Origin of the sequence: Glycomyces sp. NPDC048151 (assembly GCF_043202775.1) — a bacterium.
Classification (GTDB): domain Bacteria; phylum Actinomycetota; class Actinomycetes; order Mycobacteriales; family Micromonosporaceae; genus Glycomyces.
Genome location: NZ_JBIDBB010000008.1, coordinates 120,957 through 136,340 on the forward strand (window position 1 = coordinate 120,957; position 15,384 = coordinate 136,340).

The 15,384-nt window shown below is 72.9% G+C and carries 20 protein-coding genes and 1 pseudogene; 9 read left to right on the forward strand and 12 right to left on the reverse strand.

Annotation, left to right across the window (positions count from 1 at the left end):
• Window positions 1–23 precede the first annotated feature (23 nt).
• A complete protein-coding gene (locus ACGGCP_RS20125) occupies window positions 24–248 on the reverse strand; it encodes a hypothetical protein (protein ID WP_392968257.1) in 225 nt (74 codons plus the stop codon).
• Window positions 245–841, reverse strand: coding sequence for a rhomboid family intramembrane serine protease (locus tag ACGGCP_RS20130; RefSeq protein WP_392968259.1), 597 nt, complete (start codon window positions 839–841; stop codon window positions 245–247). Before ACGGCP_RS20130 ends, ACGGCP_RS20125 begins: the two co-directional genes overlap by 4 nt.
• Before the next feature lie 258 nt (window positions 842–1,099).
• On the opposite strand from ACGGCP_RS20130, the gene ACGGCP_RS20135 reads away from it, so the two are divergent.
• On the forward strand, window positions 1,100–1,534 hold the full coding sequence (locus ACGGCP_RS20135; RefSeq protein ID WP_392968261.1) for an FKBP-type peptidyl-prolyl cis-trans isomerase: 435 nt from the start codon (window positions 1,100–1,102) through the stop codon (window positions 1,532–1,534).
• 55 nt (window positions 1,535–1,589) lie between these two features.
• Here the strand turns inward: ACGGCP_RS20135 and ACGGCP_RS20140 are convergent, their stop codons facing one another.
• The 3 genes from ACGGCP_RS20140 to ACGGCP_RS20150 form a co-directional block, all read right to left on the reverse strand.
• Window positions 1,590–1,871 (reverse strand): MoaD/ThiS family protein, encoded by a 282-nt coding sequence (locus ACGGCP_RS20140; protein WP_392968262.1) that lies wholly within the window; start codon window positions 1,869–1,871, stop codon window positions 1,590–1,592.
• A complete protein-coding gene (locus tag ACGGCP_RS20145; RefSeq protein ID WP_392968264.1) occupies window positions 1,868–3,007 on the reverse strand; it encodes a WD40/YVTN/BNR-like repeat-containing protein in 1,140 nt (379 codons plus the stop codon). Before ACGGCP_RS20145 ends, ACGGCP_RS20140 begins: the two co-directional genes overlap by 4 nt.
• A gap of 64 nt (window positions 3,008–3,071) precedes the next feature.
• Window positions 3,072–3,608 (reverse strand): AAA family ATPase, encoded by a 537-nt coding sequence (locus ACGGCP_RS20150; RefSeq protein ID WP_392968266.1) that lies wholly within the window; start codon window positions 3,606–3,608, stop codon window positions 3,072–3,074.
• Between the two features lie 117 nt (window positions 3,609–3,725).
• On the opposite strand from ACGGCP_RS20150, the gene ACGGCP_RS20155 reads away from it, so the two are divergent.
• Entirely contained in the window at window positions 3,726–4,430 is a 705-nt protein-coding gene (locus ACGGCP_RS20155; protein ID WP_392968268.1) for an HNH endonuclease family protein, read from the forward strand.
• Here ACGGCP_RS20155 and ACGGCP_RS20160 read toward each other — a convergent pair.
• On the reverse strand, window positions 4,427–5,095 hold the full coding sequence (locus ACGGCP_RS20160; RefSeq protein WP_392968270.1) for a maleylpyruvate isomerase family mycothiol-dependent enzyme: 669 nt from the start codon (window positions 5,093–5,095) through the stop codon (window positions 4,427–4,429). The genes ACGGCP_RS20155 and ACGGCP_RS20160 overlap by 4 nt on opposite strands.
• Window positions 5,096–5,133: 38 nt before the next feature.
• Between ACGGCP_RS20160 and ACGGCP_RS20165 the strand changes: the two genes are divergently transcribed.
• Window positions 5,134–5,859, forward strand: coding sequence for a hypothetical protein (locus ACGGCP_RS20165; protein ID WP_392968271.1), 726 nt, complete (start codon window positions 5,134–5,136; stop codon window positions 5,857–5,859).
• A gap of 119 nt (window positions 5,860–5,978) precedes the next feature.
• Entirely contained in the window at window positions 5,979–6,392 is a 414-nt protein-coding gene (locus tag ACGGCP_RS20170) for a tetratricopeptide repeat protein (protein WP_392968699.1), read from the forward strand.
• Here the strand turns inward: ACGGCP_RS20170 and ACGGCP_RS20175 are convergent.
• From ACGGCP_RS20175 to ACGGCP_RS20190, 4 genes and pseudogenes are all read right to left on the reverse strand, one after another.
• A pseudogene (locus ACGGCP_RS20175) lies at window positions 6,387–7,265 on the reverse strand (aminoglycoside phosphotransferase family protein); the annotation flags it as partial. The gene ACGGCP_RS20170 and the pseudogene ACGGCP_RS20175 overlap by 6 nt on opposite strands.
• Before the next feature lie 12 nt (window positions 7,266–7,277).
• Window positions 7,278–7,814, reverse strand: coding sequence for an AAA family ATPase (locus ACGGCP_RS20180; protein WP_392968273.1), 537 nt, complete (start codon window positions 7,812–7,814; stop codon window positions 7,278–7,280).
• A gap of 12 nt (window positions 7,815–7,826) precedes the next feature.
• A complete protein-coding gene (locus tag ACGGCP_RS20185; RefSeq protein ID WP_392968275.1) occupies window positions 7,827–8,570 on the reverse strand; it encodes a nucleotidyltransferase family protein in 744 nt (247 codons plus the stop codon).
• Between the two features lie 47 nt (window positions 8,571–8,617).
• On the reverse strand, window positions 8,618–8,992 hold the full coding sequence (locus tag ACGGCP_RS20190) for a MerR family transcriptional regulator (RefSeq protein ID WP_392968277.1): 375 nt from the start codon (window positions 8,990–8,992) through the stop codon (window positions 8,618–8,620).
• Window positions 8,993–9,092: 100 nt separating this feature from the next.
• On the opposite strand from ACGGCP_RS20190, the gene ACGGCP_RS20195 reads away from it, so the two are divergent.
• A complete protein-coding gene (locus ACGGCP_RS20195; RefSeq protein WP_392968279.1) occupies window positions 9,093–10,058 on the forward strand; it encodes an aldo/keto reductase in 966 nt (321 codons plus the stop codon).
• Here the strand turns inward: ACGGCP_RS20195 and ACGGCP_RS20200 are convergent.
• The gene (locus ACGGCP_RS20200; protein WP_392968281.1) at window positions 10,055–10,474 is read right to left on the reverse strand and encodes a secondary thiamine-phosphate synthase enzyme YjbQ; all 420 of its coding nucleotides are present in this window, start codon (window positions 10,472–10,474) and stop codon (window positions 10,055–10,057) included. The genes ACGGCP_RS20195 and ACGGCP_RS20200 overlap by 4 nt on opposite strands.
• A 77-nt stretch (window positions 10,475–10,551) precedes the next feature.
• Between ACGGCP_RS20200 and ACGGCP_RS20205 the strand changes: the two genes are divergently transcribed.
• From ACGGCP_RS20205 to ACGGCP_RS20220, 4 genes are all read left to right on the forward strand, one after another.
• Window positions 10,552–11,076 (forward strand): DUF1697 domain-containing protein, encoded by a 525-nt coding sequence (locus ACGGCP_RS20205; RefSeq protein WP_392968283.1) that lies wholly within the window; start codon window positions 10,552–10,554, stop codon window positions 11,074–11,076.
• A gap of 28 nt (window positions 11,077–11,104) precedes the next feature.
• Window positions 11,105–12,076, forward strand: coding sequence for a tyrosine-type recombinase/integrase (locus ACGGCP_RS20210; protein ID WP_392968285.1), 972 nt, complete (start codon window positions 11,105–11,107; stop codon window positions 12,074–12,076).
• Between the two features lie 65 nt (window positions 12,077–12,141).
• Window positions 12,142–13,626, forward strand: coding sequence for an AlkA N-terminal domain-containing protein (locus ACGGCP_RS20215; RefSeq protein WP_392968702.1), 1,485 nt, complete (start codon window positions 12,142–12,144; stop codon window positions 13,624–13,626).
• A complete protein-coding gene (locus tag ACGGCP_RS20220) occupies window positions 13,623–14,114 on the forward strand; it encodes a methylated-DNA--[protein]-cysteine S-methyltransferase (protein WP_392968287.1) in 492 nt (163 codons plus the stop codon). Before ACGGCP_RS20215 ends, ACGGCP_RS20220 begins: the two co-directional genes overlap by 4 nt.
• Window positions 14,115–14,608: 494 nt before the next feature.
• Here ACGGCP_RS20220 and ACGGCP_RS20225 read toward each other — a convergent pair whose 3' ends face one another.
• Complete coding sequence (locus ACGGCP_RS20225) at window positions 14,609–15,358, reverse strand: maleylpyruvate isomerase family mycothiol-dependent enzyme (protein ID WP_392968289.1); 750 nt, start codon at window positions 15,356–15,358, stop codon at window positions 14,609–14,611.
• Window positions 15,359–15,384: the final 26 nt, after the last annotated feature.

A 15,384-nucleotide genomic window follows, 5' to 3' on the forward strand; every position in this document is an offset into this window, starting at 1 on the left:
GTGCCGCTCCTCCCCTGCCGGGGCTATCTGCCCTGGTTGCGGGGGTGGCGGCGGGCTTGGCGTTCGTTGCCGAACTTGTAGGACCCGGTCCAGCGGGCCATCACGCGCTGCTCGTCCCCGGCGGCGATCTCGTCGAGGAACTTCGCGGCGCGGGCCCCGCGGAGGGTCGCTGCGGCGCGGCCGCGGTGCACGATGAGGACGGTGCCGTCGCTGCGTCGCGTGTAGGTGAAGCCGGAGGCTTCGCTCATGCCGCGCTGGCGGCGTTGCGGGCGGCGTTGCGGGCCATGAACGCCGCGCCGATGCCGCCGAGGAACCCGAACAGGTGCCCTTGCCAGGAGATGTGCGGCAGGGACGGGAAGATCCCCCACACCATCGTCCCGTACACGGCGAGGACGGCGAGTCCGATGAGGAGGTCGCCTATGCGGCGCATGACGATGCCGCGCGCGAGCAGGTAGCCCAGGAGCCCGAAGGCGACGCCGGAGGCGCCCACGGTGACCGAGTGGGACGGGGAGAACAGCCAGACGCCGAGCCCGGAGGCGAGGGTGGTGACGATGAGCGCGATCCACATGCCGCGCCAGTCGCGCAGCGCGGCGACGACGCCCATGACGGCGAGGGGGACGGTGTTGGCCGCCAGGTGCGCGGCGCCGCCGTGGAGGAACGGCGCGGCGGCGATGCCGGTGAGGCCGTCGACGCTGCGCGGGGTGATCCCGTAGGAGACGAGGTAGCCGGGGGTGACCCAGTCGGCGATGAGCACGAGCCACAGGAGCGCGATGACCGCGCCCCAGAACGTGAGGGCGCGGCGGAGCGGGTGCATGGGCGCGGGGGCGGCCTGGTCGGTCATCACGGTTCCTTGCGGCGGCTGAGCCTTGCGGCAGTGCGGGAGGTTCATGTTGCAGCGTAGTCGGTGGCGTGGTTGTGCGGCCGCTCGCTCGCGTCGGGCGTGAGGGCCCGGGCGGGCCGGGGCGGGTGGTAGGTTCCCTCGGTGGCATCTAGCCTGCTGAGTCGAGTTTGGAAGCCGGTGGCCGCCGCGTGTGTGAGCGCGGGGCTGCTGGCCGGTTGCGGCGTGGACGATGGCGCCGCCGAGGAAGGGAATGCTGACGTGGTGCAGATCAGTGACGGTGTCGAGGTGTCGGTCTCGGCCGAGACGGACTCGCGGCCGGTCGTGACGGTCCCCAGCGGCGAGGAGCCGCCGAAGGAGCTGTTCACGTTCGACGTGGTCGAGGGCACGGGCACCGAGGCGAAGGCCGGCGACGCGGTCGCGGTCCAGTACGCGGGCTTCAACTGGTCGAACGGCAAGGAGTTCGACGCGTCGTGGAACCGCGGGGCGCAGGCGTTCACGGTGTCGCCGCTGGGTTCGGCCCCGGTCATCCAGGGCTGGAACGACGGCCTGATCGGCGCGCAGGTCGGCGACCGCCGCCTGATCGTGATCCCGCCGGAGCTCGGTTACGGCGCGGCCGGCGCCGGCGGCGTGATCGGCCCGAACGAGACGCTCGTGTTCGTCGTGGACGTCGTCTCGGTCAACGGCCAGTCCTAGCAAGAGGTTTCCCCCGGAGGGGCGCCGCGCGGTGCGCGGCGCCCCTCCGGTGTGTTCAGCCCCCGGCGATCGACGGGAGGATCTGGACGTCGTGCCCCCGCACGGGCGTCTCCAGGCCCTGCAGGCGGCGGCTCTCCTCGTCGCCGACGTACACGTTCACGAACCGGCGCAGTCTTCCCGCTTCGTCCTGCAGCCGCCGCCCCAGCCGCGGATGGGTCGCCGCGACCCGGTCGAGCACGGCCCCGAGCGTCGCCTCCTCGGGCACCTCCACGTAGAGGTGCCTGGCCCCGCCGCATTCGGACGCCAGCGCGGCGGGGATCTTCACGTCGATGTTCACGGGGTCTCCATGGCGCGGACGCAGAGGACGTCGGGCAGGTGGGCGGCGACCTGGTGCCAGTGGCCGGTGTCGTCGGCGGCCCAGACGTCGCCGCAGCGGGTGCCGAAGTACCAGCCGGGGTCGGCGGCGTGGTCGGTGCAGGCGCCGTCGCGCATGACGGTGCCGAAGTAGGGCTCGGTGGGCAGTCCGGTGGCCCATGGGGTCCAGGTGTCGCCGCCGTCGGTGGTGCGCCAGGCGCTGATCTGCTGGTCGGGTGGGGTGCGGTCCATGGATTCGCCGACGGGCCAGGCGAGGACGGTGCCCGGTTGGGTGGGGTGGGCGACGATGGCGAAGCCGAAGTCGGTGGGGAGGGTGGCGGAGATGTTGGTCCAGCCGCCGTCGGGTCTGGTGGAGCGGTAGGCGGGGCCGTGGGATTGGGCGTAGAGGGTGCCTGCGGCGTCGCGGGTGACTTTGTGGATGCAGTGGCCGGATTCGGGTTCGGGGTCGGGGCCGTAGTCGACGGTGATGCCTTTGGTGATGCCGTTCCAGGTCTTGCCGTCGTCGCGGGTCTGGTAGATGCCGCCTGAGGACATGGCGATGGTGAGGGCGGCGGGGTCGTCGGGGTCGGGGACGATGGTGTGGACGGCGGGTCCGGCGCCGCCGGAGGCCCAGGTGGTGTGCTGGGGGTGGTCCCAGAGGGCCTGGTTGAACGCGAAGGTCTGGCCGCCGTCGTCGGAGGTCCAGAGGCTGGTGGGTTCGACGCCGGCCCAGACGCGCTGGCCGGGGCCGAAGGTGAGCTGCCAGATCTTTTTGACGGTGTTGGTCTGTTCGGCGTCGGGTTGGTCGATGCCGGCGGTGTCGGAGTAGTCGAGGGGCCGGTAGGGCAGGTCTTGGGGGAAGGCCATGGGGGCGTTCTCGGGTTCGGACCAGGTGTCGGCGTGGTCGTCGGAGCGCCAGATGGAGGGTCCGAAGAAGGTGGAGGCGCCGACGAGGACGCGGCCGGTGGCGGGGTCGGCGGCGATGGCGAAGATCTCGGCGACGGCGGTGAAGCCGTCGGCGTCGAGTTTGGCGGGGCCGTCGAGGGTCCAGGTGGTGCGGTCGTCGCTGCGGGCGGTGAAGAGGCCTTTGCGGGTGCCGATGAGGACGAGGTAGGCCATGGCGGGCTCCTTTGCCGTTCGTGTTGGCTGCTCGTCCTCATCGTCGCGCGAGGGTGTGACGTTTTCAGGCTGTTGCGGGTTTCCCCTGGTGGAGCTGCGTGGTGATGTGGGCGGCGACTTGGGCGGGGGTGCGGTGGGTGGTGTCGACGACGTGGGTTGCGTCGCTCATCCATTCCTTGAGGGCGGTCTCGTAGGCCGGTTGGTGGTCGAGGCGCCATTGTCTGGCGGTGGGTTCGTCGGTGTCGTGTTCGACGCGGTGGCGGTGGGTGTCGGCGTCGGTGTGGAGGGTGAAGGCGTGGACGGGTATGCCGTGCCCGGTGAAGCCGTCCATGAGTTCGGTCCAGTAGTCGCGTTGGAGGACCGATTGCGGGATGACGAGGGTGCCGCCGGCGTAGTCGAGGACTTGGCGGGCGGTCTCGACGGTGAGGCCGCGCCAGGGGGCCCATTCCTTGAAGTCGTGGTGCGGGAGGTCGCCGATGATGCCGCGCAGGAGGTATCCGATGTGCTCGGCGTCGAAGACGCGGGCGGGGAGGGCGTCTTCGAGGAGTCGCGCGGTGGTGGTCTTGCCGGCGCCGAAGTTGCCGTTGAGCCATACGATCATTCGGGGGAATCTAGCAGGAGCGGCTCTGTTGCGCCGTCCCCGTTTGTGTTACGTTGCGAACACCCCGGGCGCTTCGCTGCGTCGGCCTGCCCGTTCTGTCCCGTTAGGACGTTGCCTGTGCGTGCTCCCCGTCTGCTCCTGGTGCTGCCGCTGGTGTTCGCGGCCTCGTGTTCCGATCTGTCCGGCCTGGCCGACGACGCGTCGTCGGGCGCCCCGGCGGGGTCGGGGACGCAGGTGTCGGACGAGTTCAGCGATACCGCCCCGTTCACCGTGACGGTGGACCCGGCCGATCTGACCGCGGCGATCGAGGCCCTGGAGGTCGCCGCGGAACGCGACGGCGGCTACGACCGGTCGCTGTTCCCCCATTGGAAGGACGACGACGGCAACGGCTGCGACGCCCGCGACGACGTCCTGGTCAAGCAGGACCGCACAGGCGCATTGAGCGAGGCCGACTGCGATGCGGCGATGACCGGCGAGTGGGTGTCGATGTACGACGGGGAGACGGTGACCGCCTCCGGTGACATCGACATCGACCATTTCGTGCCGTTGAAGGAGGCGTGGGGGTCCGGCGCGGTGGACTGGACGACCGAGGACCGCCAGGTGTACGCGAACTGGCAGGAGAACAACTGGCACCTCATCGCCGTGACGGCCTCGTCGAACCGGTCCAAGTCGGACCAGGACCCCGCCGAGTGGATGCCCGAGGATGAGGCCGTGTGGTGCGCTTATGTGTGGGCGTGGGTCGAGGTGAAGACCGAGTGGCGCCTCAGCGTCGACGAAGCGGAGAAGACCGCGCTGCTGGACTACACCGCGTCGGCGTGTTAGCCGAGCGCGAGCCAGGTGAGGCCGTGCCGGTCGGCGGCGGCGCGTTCGGCGTCGGTGAACGGGTCGCGGCCGGTGGCTTTGGCGATGAACGCGACCGGGTCGAGACCGAGTCCGGCCGGCGCGGTGCCTGGGCCGAGGAGGAGCGCGGTGACGTGCGCGGCGGCTTCGGGTGTGGTCCAGCGGGGCCGCCCGGTGGCGTCGGCGAGGTCGATGCCGTGGACGGCGACTTCGACGACGCGGGTGGTGAGGAAGTCCTCGAGGGTCATCGGGTCGCCGTGGCGGGTGGTGACGCGCCTGCCCTGGGGTTCGGCGGCGCACCGGGCGGCCGCGCCCGTCCAGGCGGCGTGGAAGCGGGCGGCGAGGGCCGGTCCCCCGGCGGCGGCGTCCTGAGTGGCGGTGTCGACGCGGATCTGGTTGGTCCGGGGCGAGAAGCGCTCGTCGGGCCGGTAGTACCCGGCGGCATCGACGAGGGCCTCAGGAGGTTCGGGGGCGTCGAGCATCGGTCCGAGACGGGCGAGCGCGCCGGTGACGTGCGCGGTCAAGGCTGCGGCGTCCCAGGGGGTGCAGCGTGTGGGCGCGGCCCAGTCGGCGTCGGTGAGATCGGCGAGGATGTGGGAGAGCCGCTCGGATTCGCGGTTGAGGGCGGTGAGCGCGGATGGCATCATGGGCGGCATCCTATTGCCTTGCACCCCAGGGAGTGCTGATGCTGTACGCCGCCGTGGTCCGTCCCGTGATCGACCGCGTCCACGTGTCGCTACGGCACGCGGCGCGCGCTGAGATCCGCGACCTGTACGCGCGGCGGGGCCTCAGACCGGGCGTGGAGATCGATGTGTTCCCCGCGCTCCTGGACCACCCGGTCCCGGAGGCGGCGCTGGCGGCCAGGATGGCGTACTGGCCGTTCGACCCCGACGCCGCCGAGGAGCCGGGCCTGGTCGAACGCGTCGACGGGTACTGGCATCTGACCGCCTTGGGCCGTGCGGTGGTCCTGGAGGCCGACCGCGTCCTCGGGGCGACCGCGGAGCGGCTGTGGTCGTACCGGCCGAGCCCGTCACTGCCCGGACTGGCCGCAGTCGACGCCGTACTGCCGCTGGTGGGGCGGCTGCTGGAAGCCGGACAGGCGACCGGAGGCCCGGTGTTCCGGGCGCTGACCCCCGTATGGGAGCCCGCCGACGCGTCGCCGTCGGCGCTGCTGGCGGCGCGCCTGGAGGCGCTGCGCCACCACCGCGCTGACGCGCACCGCGCCGCGTGGGCCGCGGCGGGCCTGACGGCCGAGGGCATCCAGGCACTGGGGCCCGGCCCCGAACGCGAGGCGATCGAGGCCGAGACGAACCGGCTCGACGCCCCGGTCTACGAAGCGCTGGACGCCGACGAGCGCCTGATCCTGCTCGGCGGTCTCGGTGCGCTCGCCGACGGCCTGACCGACCGGTAACCGAGGCGTACTCGCGGTGGCGTAGGTTGCGGAGCATGACGGATGAGGCTTGGGAGGCGCGTGTCGCCGCCCTGTGGGAACGCATCGACGAGATGGGCCGCGACGAGTTCGTGCAGGCGATGAAAGACCTCGCCGCCGAATGCGACCCCGAGGACCCGGTGGCGCTGTTCGAAGTCGGCGGCGCGCACGACTCGACCGGGTTCACCCAGACCGCGGTCGGCTACTACGAGCGGGCCATCGAGGCGGGCCTGTCCGGGGTGCGCCGCCGCCGCGTGTCGATCCAGATGGCGTCGTCGCTGCGCGAGCTCGGCGAACCCGAACGGGCCCTGGAGATCCTGGCCGAGGAACGCGGGCGCGGCTCGAACGAGTACGACGACGCGCTGGCCATGTGCGAAGCCTTGACGCTCGCGAAGCTCGGCCGCGACCGCGAAGGCCTCTCGGTCGCTTTGATCGCCCTGGCCCCGCACCTGCCCCGCTACCAGCGGTCGACGGTGAACTACGCTCGCGGCCTGGTCGGGCTCGACCCGGCCTAACCGCGCGATCGGGTCGGCGAGGACCTCGGCGAGGTTGCGGGCCTGGACGCCGTCCCCGTCGGTCCCCGAGACCCCGGCGATCATGATGAGCGCCTTCCACAGCGTCCACGCACGGGCGCGCGCCCACGTCCCCTCGTCGAGCCCGGCCGCGTCCCTGAAGCGCCTGCGGGCGTCCCCGGTGAACCACGTCCAGGCGATCTGCAGGTCGCACGCGGGGTCGCCGACGCCGCAGGTGCCGAAGTCGATGAGCGCCGCGAGCCGCCCGTCCACGGTGAGCAGGTTCCCGGGCGCGATGTCGCCGTGGAACCACACCGGCGGCCCGGCCCACACGGTGGCTGCGCCCGCGGCCCACACCGCTTCGCACGCGGCCCGGTCCACCGTGTCGCCGAGGACGTCGAGGGACCGCTGCACTTCGTGCCCGTACACGCTGGGATGGCAGCCGCGGAAGAACGAATGGGCGCCCGCGGCCGGCCCGCCCGTAGTCGGCGCGGTGCGCAGGATGGTGAGGACGGTGCCGAGGTCGTGGGCGAGCCGCCCGGGGTCGACCTCCGCGGCGTCCAGGAGGGTCTCCCCCGCCAGCCAGCGCCGGACCGACCACGGGTGCGGGTAGGCGTCGGTGGGCTGTCCGGTGGCGACGGGTTCGGGGACCGGCAGGGGCAGGTGCGCGGCCAGCAGCGGCAGTGCCTTGTCTTCTTTGGCGACGGCGGCGGTGTAGGCGGCGGCACTGGGCAGGCGGACGGACAGGTCGGTGCCGAGCCGGAAGGTGCGGTTGTCCCAGCCCTGCCGGGGCACCGGCGTCACGGGCAGGTGGGCCCAGTGCGGGAACTGTGCGGCGACGAGCGCGCGGGCGAGGTCGGCGTCGGGTGCGGTCAACAAATGCCCCCTCTACTGGGTCGCGTCGAGGACGAGCCGGGCGCGTTCGGCCGGCGGCGCGGGCGGGATGCGGACGATGGTGTAGCCCCGTTCGGTGTAGGCGTCGACGTGGACCTGCGCGAACCGGCGGGCGCCGTCGAGGTCGATGCGGCGCACCGGGGTCGCCTCGATCGCGTCGAGCAGGTCGAACAGGAGCACGCGCGGCTCGTAGACCGCTTCGGTCTCGATGCGGTCGAGTTCGGCGGCGAGGACGGGCCCGACCGGCGCCCCGGTGTAGCGGGCGAGCGCGAGCGCGCACACCGGGGACCGGTCGAACCACTGGTCGGGGCCGGGGAGCGTGTCGGCGGCGATCTGGCGGTCGCGTTGGAGGGCGGCGACGCGGTCGGTGAACCCGGGATGCTCCCAGGGGGTGTCCTCGCCTGCGGCCTGCGAGGCGGTGATGAGGTCGGTGGCGGCCTCGTCGACGACGGTGTGCCCGGCGGCGAGCAGGAGCCGGGCGACGGTGGTCTTGCCGGCGCCGGGGGCTCCGGTGAGGATGAAGCGGCGCAACGGGTCCCCTTTTCAGGCGGTGAGGTCGCGGGCGGTGCGGACGATCGCGCATTCGGCGGCGTCGAGATGCCGGTCGAGGCGGTCGGCGGCGTGCCGGTACAGGGCCAGGGCCGCGCGGCAGCCGGTCGCGTGGTCGGCTGCCGCGATGCCTGCGGCGGTGTCCCAGGCGCTGGTCCAGGCGGGGCCTTCGGCGGCGGCGACGGCGTCCCACAGGTCGTTCTCGGAGTCGCAGACGAGCCGGTCGGCGACCGCGAGGGCGTACCCGACCTGGAGGACGAGGACCGCCCGGTTGGCGGCGGCGGCGCGGGGACGGTCGAGGGCGAGCATCCCTGCGACCTTGTGGACTTCCTCGGCGAGGCCGACCAGTTCCCTCGCGGCCCACTGGTCGGCGGCGGCCGCGATCGTCTCCCAGGTCCAGTCGCGGGCGCGGGCCTGGAGGCGTCTCATGCGCCCTTCGGGGTCGTGGAGGACGACGGCGTGCCGCCAGGCGCCGACGGCGGTCACGGCCTCCCACGGGTTGGCCAGGCCGCCGTCGAGGTCGGCGAACGTCTTGCGGGAGAGGGTGACCATGCGGCCCTGGACCTGCCGGACCTCGGTCCCGGGGTCGGCGTCGACGGCCAGGAACAGGTCGATGTCGGAGTGGGGGTGGTCGGTGCCTTTGGCGACGGACCCGAACAGGCCGATCCCCCGCGTTCCGGGGGCGAGGTCGGCCGCGAGGCGCTCGGCGACGGCCAGCGCGTGGGCGTGGTGGTGCACGCGTCGAGTATCGCCGCGGCCGGGCCCGGTGTCGACCGGGTTTTCGGCTACACGGACCGGTAGTAGGCGATCTTCCCGGAGATGTAGTCGCGTTTCGCGGCGAGGTCGGCCAGGGACGCGTCGACGGCGACCCGGTGCGCCTCCAGGAGTCGGATGCGTTCGGGGATGGTCCGGTCGCCTTCGCGGACGAGGTCGGCGAAGCGGCCCATCTGCTCCACCGGCATCCCGGTGTCGCGCAGGCATTTCAGGGTGCCGAGCCATTCGAGGTCGGCGTCGGTGAACCGCCGCTGCCCGGTCGCGGTCCGGTCCACCTCGTCGATCAATCCGATCCGCTCGTAGTACCTGAGGGTGTCCATGGTGAATCCGGAGCGCCGCGCGCACTCGCCGATCGTGTAGGTCGCCGCCGTTGCATTGTCTGCCACGGAACACGAGGATACTCCACGACCGCTGCCTGCGGGTTTGCGCTGGAGTCCACTCCAAGCCTTAGCGTCGGACCGGAAGAAGCGACGAAAGGAGACCGCTGTGGAGCGGATCGCATTGGGACCGGACCGGATCGGGGTCTCGCGCATGTGCCTGGGCGCGATGGCCCTGGGCGGCGTGCAGGACGAGGCGACGAGCTTCGCCGTCCTCGACCGGTTCGTCGAACTGGGCGGCAACTTCATCGACACCGCCAACTGCTATATGTTCTGGATCCCCGGGGGCACCGGCGACGAGTCGGAGCTGCTGCTGGGGCGCTGGCTGGCCGCGCGCGGCAACCGCGCCGACCTCGTCATCGCGACGAAGGTGGGACGCCGTCCCGCGTTCCCCGGCGGCGGCCTGGAGCACTCCGAGCCGCTCACCCCCGAGCGGATCGGCGCCGGCATGGAGGAGTCGCTGGAGCGGCTCGGCACCGACTACGTGGACTTGTTCTGGTCGCACCGCGACGACCGGGCGACGCCTCTGGAGGACACGGTCGCGGGGTTCGACGCGGTCGTGCGCGCCGGGAAGGCCCGCATGGTCGGGGCGTCCAACCACACGGCGTGGCGCGTCGAGCGGGCCCGGCAGATCGCGGCGCGGACGGGCGCGGCGGCGTATACGGCGATGCAGAACCGCTACTCGTACCTGAAGCCGCGCCCTGGTGCGGTGCTGCCGGAGGGCGGGCACGTCCACGCCGCCGAGACCGACCTCGACTTCGCGGCCGGAACGGACGGGATGGCGGTGCTGGCGTACTCCTCGCTGCTGTCGGGCGCGTACCAGAACGCCGCGAAGCCGCTGGGCGAGCACTACGCCCACCCCGGCACCGATGCGCGCCTGGCGGCCCTGGACGAGGTCGCCGCCGCGACCGGCGCGACCCGTAACCAGGTGGTGCTGGCGTGGCTGGCCGCCCATGACGCGCCCGTGGTCCCCCTGGTCGGGGTGTCCTCGGTCGCGCAGCTGGAGGAGGCCGTCGCCGGGTTCGACGTGAAGCTCGACCCCGGGCAGCTGGAGCGCCTCGACGCGGCGGCCTAGCCGAGGAAGGACAGCCGCACGGTCCGGTCGGGGTTGTCGCGGTTGGTGTCGACCAGCAGCACCGACTGCCACGTGCCCAGCGCGATCCTCCCGGCCACGACCGGGAGGGTCGCGTGCGGGGCGATGAGCGCGGGCAGGACGTGGTCGCGGCCGTGCCCGGTCGAGCCGTGCTGGTGCCGCCACCGGTCGGTGCGCGGGAGGAGGTCGGCGAGGGCGTCCAGGAGGTCCTCGTCCGAGCCCGCGCCGGTCTCGATGACGGCGATCCCCGCGGTCGCGTGCGGGACGAACACGTTGAGCAGGCCGTCGCGGGCGCCCACTGCGGACAGGAACGCCTCGCAGTCGCCGGTGAGGTCTGTGACAGTCTCGCGGCGTCCGGTGTGGACGGCGATGGTGGTGGTGCTGAACGCCGAGCTCATAGATGCCGATCTTGCCACGCCGGGCGGTGTCGTACCGTCGGGGTACGTTCGGTCCACTGCGGCGAGAGGGGTTTACCGTGACGACCTATGTGGTGTTGCTGCGGGGTGTGAACGTCGGCGGGCATCGGAAGGTCCCCATGGCCGACCTGCGCGCCGCGCTCGACGAGGCCGGGTTCGACCGGGTCCGCACCTACATCCAGTCCGGGAACATCGTCCTCGACGCGGACGAGGACGCCGCGGCGGTCGCGGGCGTCATCGCGGACCGGTTCGGGCACACCGTCCCGGTCATGGTCCGCACCGCCGCCGACCTCGACCGGATCACCGCCGCGGACCCGTTCGCGGGCCGGGGCCTCGACGAGTCGAAAGTGACCGTCACGTTCCTGTCCGGGCCCGCCCCGGACCTGACGGTCCCGGCCGGGCAGGACGAGGAAGCGCACACCGACGGCACCGAAGTGTGGGTGTACTACCCCGGCGGGCTCGGCACCTCCACACTGGAGCGCTCCGGGTTCTGGAAGCCCCTCGCCGGCACCGAGGCGACCGCCCGGAACCTGCGCACGGTGCGGAAACTGCGGGACATGGCCGCCGCCGAGGCACCGGAATGACTGCGGGGCCTGCACTATCGTGAAACGCATGTCTGAACTCGCCGGGATCGACTGGTCCGCCGCCCCCGCCCCGCAAGCACCGGGCGCCGACCCCTACCGCGCGTACCTCGACACGCTCGGCTCGGCCGAGTCCCGGCGGACCATGCGCGGCTGCCTCGACCGCATCGCCCAGCTCCTCTCCGGCGACCCGGACACGGTCGGCGAAGGCCAGCCGTGGCACCTCCTGCGCTACGAGCACACCTCCCGGCTGCGCGCGGCCATGATCGACGCCGGCTGGTCCGGCGCGTACGTCAACAAGCACCTCGCCGCGCTGCGCCGCGTCCTCAAAGAGGCCTGGCGGCTCGACCTCATGGCCGCCGAGGACTACCAGCGCGCCTGCGACCTGCAACCGGTCAAAGCCCAACGCCTCCCCGTCGGCCAGGCCGTCGACGCCGAAGCGCTCGGCGCGGCCCTGTACGCGTGCGACGCCGACCCCGGCCCCGCCGGCGCCCGCGACGCCGCCGTCCTGGCCACCCTCTACTCCACCGGCTGCCGCAGAAGCGAGATCGCCTCGATGCGCCTGGCCGACTACGACCCGGCCGAGCGGTCCATCCGCATCGTCGGCAAAGGCAACAAGGAACGCCTCGTCTACGTCACCGAAGCCGCACAAGCCCGCATCGACCGGTGGACCGCCGTCCGCGGATCCGACCCCGGCGCCCTGTTCTGCCCGATCAACAAAGCCGGGCGCCTGCGCCGCACCGGCACCCGCCTGTCCGGCATGACCGGCCAGGCCATCGCCGACCTCCTCATGAAACGCCTCGTCGAAGCCGGGCAGCGCCGCCACACCCCCCACGACTTCCGCCGCACCTTCATCGGCGAGCTCCTCGACGCCGGCGTCGACCTGGCCATCACCCAGTCCCTGGTCGGCCACGCCTCCCCGGCCACCACCGCCCGCTACGACCGCCGCCCCGCCCGCCGCTCCCGCGAAGCGGTCGACCGCCTCCACCTCCCCGAATCGTGATGTCGCATTCTGGCTAGCCGATGTCGCACCCAGCGGGCAGTCTTGACCGCATGGACCTCCAAGCGATCACCGGCGACGACGAACGGCTCCACGCCGCCGTCGCCGGCCGCGACGCCCGCTTCGACGGCTGGGTGTTCCTCGCCGTCACCTCCACCCGCATCTACTGCCGCCCCTCCTGCCCCGCCGTCAAACCCAAACGCGAACACCAGCGGTTCTACCCGTCGGCGGCCGCCGCCCAGGAAGCCGGATACCGCGCCTGCAAACGCTGCCGCCCCGACGCCTCCCCCGGCTCCCCCGCCTGGGACTGGCGAAGCGACGTGTGCGCCCGCGCCATGCGCCTCATCGGCGAAGGCGTCGTCGACCGCGACGGCGCCACCGGCCTGGCCGCGCGCCTGGGCTACTCCCTGCGCCAACTCGAACGACTCCTCATCGCCGAAGTCGGCGCCGGACCGGCCGCGCTGGCCCGCGCCCAGCGCGCCCAGGTCGCCCGCACCCTGATCGAGTCGACGGACCTGCCGATGGGACAGGTCGCGTTCGCCGCCGGGTTCGCCTCGATCCGCGCGTTCAACCGCGTCGTCGCCGACGTCTTCGCGTGCTCCCCCACCGAACTGCGCACCAAAGCGAAAGGCCGCAACACCACCGGCGGCGGCGCGATCACGCTGCGCCTGGCCTACCGGGAGCCGTTCGAGCCGTCGAACCTGTTCGGGCACCTCGCCGCCGCGGCCGCACCGGGCGTCGAGGAATGGCGCGACGGCGCCTACCGGCGGACCCTGCGTCTGCCCCACGGCCCCGGCACCGCCGCGCTCAAACCCGGCCCCGGCTACATCGAATGCCGCCTGCGCGTGAGCGACCTGCGGGACGTGACGGCCGCGGTCGCCCGCTGCCGCAGGGCCCTGGACCTGGACGCCGACCCGCACGCCCCGACCGAGGCGCTCACCGCCGACCCGGTCCTGGCGCCGCTGGTCGCCAAGACCCCGGGCAGGCGCGTGCCGCGCAAAGCCGACGGCCCCGAGTACGCGATCCGCGCCGTCATCGGCCAGCAGATCGCCACCAGTTCGGCCGCGACCGTGGCCGCGGGCCTGGCCGAACGCTACGGCGAACCGGTCGACGACCCCGACGGCGGCCTCACCCGGCTGTTCCCTTCCCCTGAGGCGCTCGCCGCCGCCGACCCCGCGCACCTGCCGATGCCCGGACGCCGCAAAGCGACGGTGCTCGCGCTGGCCGCGGCGCTGGCCGACGGCCGCGTGGACGTGGGGCCGGGCGCGGACTGGGCGAAGGCCCGGGCCGACCTGGCGGGCGTGCCGGGGGTGGGGCCGTGGACGATCGAGATGATCGCCATGCGCGCCCTGGGCGACCCGGACGCGTTCCCGACCACCGACCTCGGCGTCATCAAGGGCGCCCGGAGCCTCGACCTGGGGGCCGGGAAGGCCCTGGAGGCCCGCTCGCTCGCGTGGGCGCCGTGGCGGGCCTACGCCGTCCAGTACCTGTGGGCCGCCAGCGAGCACCCGACGAACCACCTGCCGACCGAAGCGAAGGAGCGTGCGCGATGAACCGCACTGCCAGGCACTTGACGATGGAGTCGCCCCTGGGGCTGATGGCCGTGTCGGCCGTCGAGGAGGGCCTCACGTGCGTCCACATGGGCGTGGAGGAGGTGAAGGAGGCGTGGGGGCCCGAGGAGGCGACCCCGGTGCTGGAGGCCGCGGTCGACCAGCTCGAGGCGTACTTCGCCGGGGACCTGAAGGAGTTCGACCTGCCGCTGGCGGCGGCGGGCACCGATTTCCAGCAGCGGGTGTGGGCCCAGCTGTGCCGCATCCCCTACGGCGAGACGGTCGCCTATATGGATATCGCGGAGGCGATCGGGGACCGCAAGGCCGTGCGCGCAGTGGGTTTGGCGAACGGCCGCAACCCGATCGCGATCGTCGTCCCCTGCCACCGGGTGATCGGCAAGAGCGGGAAGCTCACCGGGTACGCGGGCGGATTGTGGCGCAAGGAGCGGCTCCTGTCGCTGGAGCGGGGCGAGCCGGCCCTGTTCGCGTAACGCGATGAGGGTGACCGCGAGTTCGACGGTGACGGCGTCGTCGTCGACGATGATGCTCGCCGAGTAGCAGACCTGGTCGGTGCATCCGGCGGGGATGACGCCCGTCGCGGTCCCGTTCGGGGTCGTCCCGGCCAGCAGCGGCGCTTCCATGGCGTTGTCGGCGATGAAGTCGTCGAACGCGTCGGATGGGATCGCGACGGTGACTTCGGCGCGGTCCCCGGGGGTCGGCGACTCCATCTCGGACAGGTCGGCGTCGGTGACCTCGGTGCCGTCGGGGAAGGCCAGGTGTGTGGCGGAGGCGACCGTCGCGGCGCTGGGCTCGGGTCCGCCTTCCAGGGCCCAGGCGACGCCCCAGACCGCGGCGAAGAGTCCGGCGGCGACGCACGCGAGCCACACGGCGGCGACGAGGGCGCGGCGGACCGTCGGCTGCGGCGGGGGTTTCATGGCCGCGACCTTACCCGAATCCCGCGAGTGACCGTCACGTCCACGTGCCGCTACTGGGCGAACGCGCCGATGAGGCCGTGCAGCGCCGCGGCCTTGGCGAGGTCGCCCTCGACGTCGAGGGCGTCGGCCCCGGCCCTGCGCCACAGCCACAGCAGGACCTCGCCCGCCGTACCGCGGACGAGGGCCTGCGCGTCGGCGGCGACGCCCGGTTCGGCGAGGATCGCGCCGGAGGCGACGCGGACGGTCCAGGCCCGGTCACCGGTGTCGAGGGCGACCGCGAGACCCTCGGCGCCGCCGAGGAACGGTGCGACCTGGTCCCGGTAGGCCCGTGACCCCCAGGCGAGCATGACCTGCAGCATCTCGTCGACGCCGTCCAGTGCCAGGGCGGGGTCGACGGGGCTGAGCGGGCGCCCGGCGGCGAGTTCGGCGTCGGCGCGGTGGACGAGGGTCTCGTGCGCCATGCGCCGGATCCAGAACCCGACGGTCTGGTCGGGCCCGTACCAGGTGTAGGCGAGGCTGTCGGGGCCGCGCTCGTCGAACTCGGCGACGAGGTCGGCGAGCGCGGCCGCGTACTGCTCGCCGGGCGTGCCCGGCCTGGCGATCCGGTAGTCGCCGCCGGGGTCGCGCAGCCGCCGCATCGACTGGATCTTGTGGTCGTAGGTTCCGGTGACGTGGTCGAGGAGGTCCGCGGCGGTCCAGTCGGGGCAGGTGGGCACCTTCGCGTGTCCGGCTGCGGCGCACGCGGACTGGAGGCGGGCGGCGTCGGCGAGGAGGTGGGCGCGGAGGGTCGGGAAGTCCATCCGCGCATGCTCGCACGCGGGTGCGA